Genomic DNA, 3,884 nt, shown 5'->3' with positions numbered 1-3,884 from the left:
GGGCCTCACGCTGCCGCAGACCTATCGATATGTGCTGCTGCCGATGGCGTTTCGCATCATCGTCCCACCACTGACCAGCGAGTCGATGAACATCATCAAGAACTCGTCGGTGGCGTTTGCCGTCAGCATCACCGAACTGACGATGTTTGCGATGCAGGCACAGGAAGAGACGTCGCGCGGGATTGAAATCTATCTCGCGGTGACGGGCCTGTACTTCGTGTCTGCCTTTTCCATCAACCGTCTGGCCTTGTTCCTGGAAAACAAGGTCCGGATCCCCGGCATGATGGGGAGCGGGAAATGAACCTGAATCTCGACTATTCATTCCTGTCCTGGCAAGTCGCCTCCGCTTTTTTCACCAAGGGGCTGATCTTTTCGGTCCAGCTGACGCTGGTCGCGATGGTCGGTGGCATCGTGCTGGGCACGCTCATCGCGCTGATGCGGCTGTCGGGCAAGCAGTGGTTGGTGATGCCGGCGGCGTTCTACGTGAACACGCTGCGTTCGGTCCCGCTGGTGATGGTGATCCTGTGGTTCTTCCTGCTGATCCCGCTGTTGATCGGGCGCGCACTTGGCACCGAGCTGTCGGCCATCATCACCTTCACGGTGTTCGAGGCCGCCTACTACTCGGAGATCATGCGGGCTGGCATCCAGAGCGTGGCGCGCGGCCAGGTGTACGCCGGCTACGCGGTCGGCATGACCTACCGCCAGACCATGCAGCTGATCGTGCTGCCGCAGGCCTTCCGCAACATGCTGCCGGTGCTGCTGACGCAGACCATCATCCTGTTCCAGGACACCTCGCTGGTCTACGCGATCGGTGCCTACGACCTGCTGAAGGGCTTCGAGGTCGCCGGCAAGAACTTCAACCGCCCGGTCGAGACCTACCTCGCCGTCGCCGTCGTCTACTTCATCATCTGCTTCAGCCTGTCGATGCTCGTGCGTCGCCTGCAGAAGAAGATCGCCATCATCCGCTGAACCCGCAGGGGGACTTCCCATGATCAAGATCAACAACGTTTCCAAGTGGTACGGCAGCTTCCAGGTGCTGACCGACTGCACGACCAGCATCGAGAAGGGCGAGGTCGTCGTGGTGTGCGGCCCGTCGGGCTCGGGCAAGTCGACGCTGATCAAGACGGTCAACGCGCTGGAGCCGATCCAGAAGGGCGACATCGTCGTCGACGGCATCTCGATCTCCGACCCGAAGACCAACCTGCCGAAGCTGCGCAGCCGTGTCGGCATGGTGTTCCAGCACTTCGAGCTGTTCCCGCACCTCACCGTCACCGAGAACCTGACGCTCGCGCAGATCAAGGTGCTGAACCGCAAGCCCGAAGACGCCAAGGTGCGCGGCATGAAGATGCTCGACCGCGTGGGCCTGAGCGCGCACAAGGACAAGTTCCCGGGCCAGCTGTCGGGCGGCCAGCAGCAGCGCGTGGCGATCGCCCGCGCGCTCAGCATGGACCCGATCGTGATGCTGTTCGACGAACCCACCTCGGCGCTCGACCCCGAGATGGTCGGCGAGGTGCTGGACGTGATGGTGCAGCTGGCCAACGAAGGCATGACGATGATGTGCGTCACGCACGAGATGGGCTTCGCGAAGAAGGTCAGCAACCGCGTGATCTTCATGGACGCCGGCAAGATCGTCGAGGACTGCACCAAGGACAGCTTCTTCGGCAAGCCCGAGGAGCGCACCCCGCGCGCGAAGGATTTCCTCTCGAAGATCCTTCAGCACTGAGTCCGGGCTACAGGTCCTGGTGCAGGCAGAGGATGTTGCCTTCCGGGTCCTCGAACCAGGCCGCCTTCTCGGAGCCGAGCACGCAGACGTGGTCGGTGGTCTTCAGCCCGGGCAGGTCGTAGTCTGCGAACTGCACGCCGCGCCCCGACAGCTCGGCGACCGCCGTCCCGATCTCGTCGACGCGGAAGCTCAGCGCCGTGTGCTGCGCCTTCGTGCCTTCGGGTTTCGGGAACAGTGCGATCTCGGTGCCGCCGCAGCGGTAGACGAACTTGCCATCCGGCTTGCCGCCCAGCGCCTCCAGCCCCAGGACGGTCTCGTAGAACCGGCGTGCCCTGGCCATGTCCTTGACCGGCAGGATGCAGGTGGCGTGCGTGCTCGGGAACGGGGTGTTCATCGCGATCTCCTCGAGCGCCCTTGCAGGGAAGGGCGGCACGACCTAGTCTAGGCGCCGGCGCAGCAGGGCAATGAGAAAATCGCCCGATGACCGAATCCCTGACCCTCACCCGCCCCGACGACTGGCACCTGCACCTGCGCGACGGCGCCGCGCTCGCCGCGGTGCTGCCCGACACCGCGCGCCAGTTCGCGCGCGCGATCGTGATGCCCAACCTGCGCCCGCCGGTCACCACCGCCGCCCAGGCCGTCGMCTACCGCGAACGCATCCTCGCGGCGCTGCCCGAAGGGGCGGCCTTCGAGCCGCTGATGACGCTGTACCTCACCGACGTCCTGCCGCCCGACGAGATCAAGCGGGCCAAGGAGGCCGGCGTCGTCGCGCTCAAGCTCTACCCGGCCGGTGCCACCACCAACAGCGACGCCGGCGTGACCGACCTGCGCAAGACGTACAGGACGCTCGAAGCGATGCAGCGCGAAGGCCTGCTGCTGCTGGTGCACGGCGAGGTCACCGACCCGGCGGTCGACGTGTTCGACCGCGAGGCGGTCTTCATCGACACCGTGATGCAGCCGCTGCGCCGCGACTTTCCCGAACTGAAGGTGGTGTTCGAGCACATCACCACGCGCGAGGCGGCGCAGTAMGTGGCGCAGGCCGATGCGCACACCGCCGCCACCGTCACCGCGCACCACCTGCTGTACAACCGCAACGCGATCTTCCAGGGCGGGCTGCGGCCGCACTATTACTGCCTGCCGGTGCTCAAGCGCGAAGTCCACCGCCAGGCGCTGGTGCAGGCCGCCACCTCGGGCAGCACGAAGTTCTTCCTCGGCACCGACAGCGCGCCGCATGCGTCGCAGATGAAAGAGCAGTCGGTGTGCGGCGCCGGCTGCTACACCGCGCTGTCGGCGCTGGAGCTGTATGCCGAGGCCTTCGAGGCCGCGGGGGCGCTCGACAAGCTGGAGGCGTTCGCCAGCTTCAACGGGCCGGCCTTCTACGGCCTGCCGCGCAACACGCAGCGCGTGACGCTGCGCCGCGAAAGCTGGACACTCCCTGAGTCCCTGCCGTTCGGCGAGGCCCGTCTGAAGCCGCTGCGCGGCGGCGAGACGCTGAACTGGAAACTGGAGACTGCATGACCCTGCTCGACAAGCCCGCCCGCATCGCCTTGCTGATCGATGCCGACAACTCGCCCGCCAGCAAGATCGACGTGATCCTGGCCGAGCTGGCCAAGGTGGGCGTCGCGAACATCCGGCGCGCCTATGGCAACTGGAAGAAGGACGGGCTGAAGGGCTGGGAGGCGGTGCTGCACGAGTACGCGATCCGCCCGGTGCAGCAGTTCGACTACAGCAAGGGCAAGAACGCCACCGACATGGGCATGGTCATCGAGGCGATGGACCTGCTCTACACCGACCAGCCCGATGCGTTCGGCATCGTCTCGTCCGACAGCGACTTCACGCCGCTCGTGATGCACCTGAAGGCCAAGGGGGCGCTCGTCTACGGTTTCGGCGCGAAGAAGACGCCGATGCCGTTCGTCAATGCCTGCTCGCGCTTCCTGTATCTCGAGAACCTGGGGCAGGCCGTCGCGGTCGAGGCGGCCGATGCCGACACGGCCGCGGCCAAGCCCGCGAAGGCCAAGCCGGCGGCCGGTCGCAAGACCCGCGGCGGTGCCAAGGCGGCACCGGAGCCCGCGCCGGTGGCGGCCGAGCCGGCCGCGGCGCTGCGCCAGGACACCGCGGCGCTGAAGCAGGATGCGCGGCTGGTCTCGCTGCTGCGCAATGC

5 protein-coding genes and 1 pseudogene are annotated in these 3,884 nt (G+C 66.1%); 5 read left to right on the top strand and 1 reads right to left on the bottom strand.

The features are described 5' to 3' along the window. The 3 genes and pseudogenes from AC1D1T_RS30865 to AC1D1T_RS30855 all read left to right on the top strand — a co-directional run. A pseudogene (locus AC1D1T_RS30865) lies at nt 1–301 on the top strand (amino acid ABC transporter permease); the annotation flags it as partial. After that, the gene (locus tag AC1D1T_RS30860) at nt 298–969 is read left to right on the top strand and encodes an amino acid ABC transporter permease (RefSeq protein WP_477827953.1); all 672 of its coding nucleotides are present in this window, start codon (nt 298–300) and stop codon (nt 967–969) included. The pseudogene AC1D1T_RS30865 and the gene AC1D1T_RS30860, both read left to right, overlap by 4 nt. Nucleotides 970–988: 19 nt before the next feature. Further along, a complete protein-coding gene (locus tag AC1D1T_RS30855; RefSeq protein ID WP_047500354.1) occupies nt 989–1,723 on the top strand; it encodes an amino acid ABC transporter ATP-binding protein in 735 nt (244 codons plus the stop codon). Nucleotides 1,724–1,730: 7 nt separating this feature from the next. Here the strand turns inward: AC1D1T_RS30855 and AC1D1T_RS30850 are convergent, their stop codons facing one another. Continuing rightward, nucleotides 1,731–2,117 carry a VOC family protein gene (locus tag AC1D1T_RS30850; RefSeq protein ID WP_047500357.1) on the bottom strand — a complete coding sequence of 129 codons (387 nt, stop codon included), beginning with the start codon at nt 2,115–2,117 and terminating at the stop codon, nt 1,731–1,733. Nucleotides 2,118–2,203: 86 nt separating this feature from the next. On the opposite strand from AC1D1T_RS30850, the gene pyrC reads away from it, so the two are divergent. Together pyrC and AC1D1T_RS30840 are read left to right on the top strand one after the other, a co-directional pair. Beyond that, nucleotides 2,204–3,241, top strand: a complete 1,038-nt coding sequence (gene pyrC / locus AC1D1T_RS30845) for a dihydroorotase (RefSeq protein WP_477993212.1) — start codon at nt 2,204–2,206, stop codon at nt 3,239–3,241. After that, on the top strand, nt 3,238–3,884 hold a 647-nt coding region (locus AC1D1T_RS30840), incomplete at its 3' end, for an NYN domain-containing protein (protein ID WP_477993211.1). The genes pyrC and AC1D1T_RS30840, both read left to right, overlap by 4 nt.

The organism is Rhizobacter sp. P2_H3 (assembly GCF_056403355.1).
This window is presented reverse-complemented; position numbering and strand designations above follow the sequence as displayed.

Excerpts from the sequence above, each read along its gene's own strand:
- AC1D1T_RS30850 (WP_047500357.1), bottom strand. The coding sequence starts at position 2,117 with ATGAACACCCCGTTCCCGAGCACGCACGCCACCTGCATCCTGCCGGTC.
- AC1D1T_RS30860 (WP_477827953.1), top strand. The coding sequence starts at position 298 with ATGAACCTGAATCTCGACTATTCATTCCTGTCCTGGCAAGTCGCCTCC.
- AC1D1T_RS30855 (WP_047500354.1), top strand. The coding sequence starts at position 989 with ATGATCAAGATCAACAACGTTTCCAAGTGGTACGGCAGCTTCCAGGTG.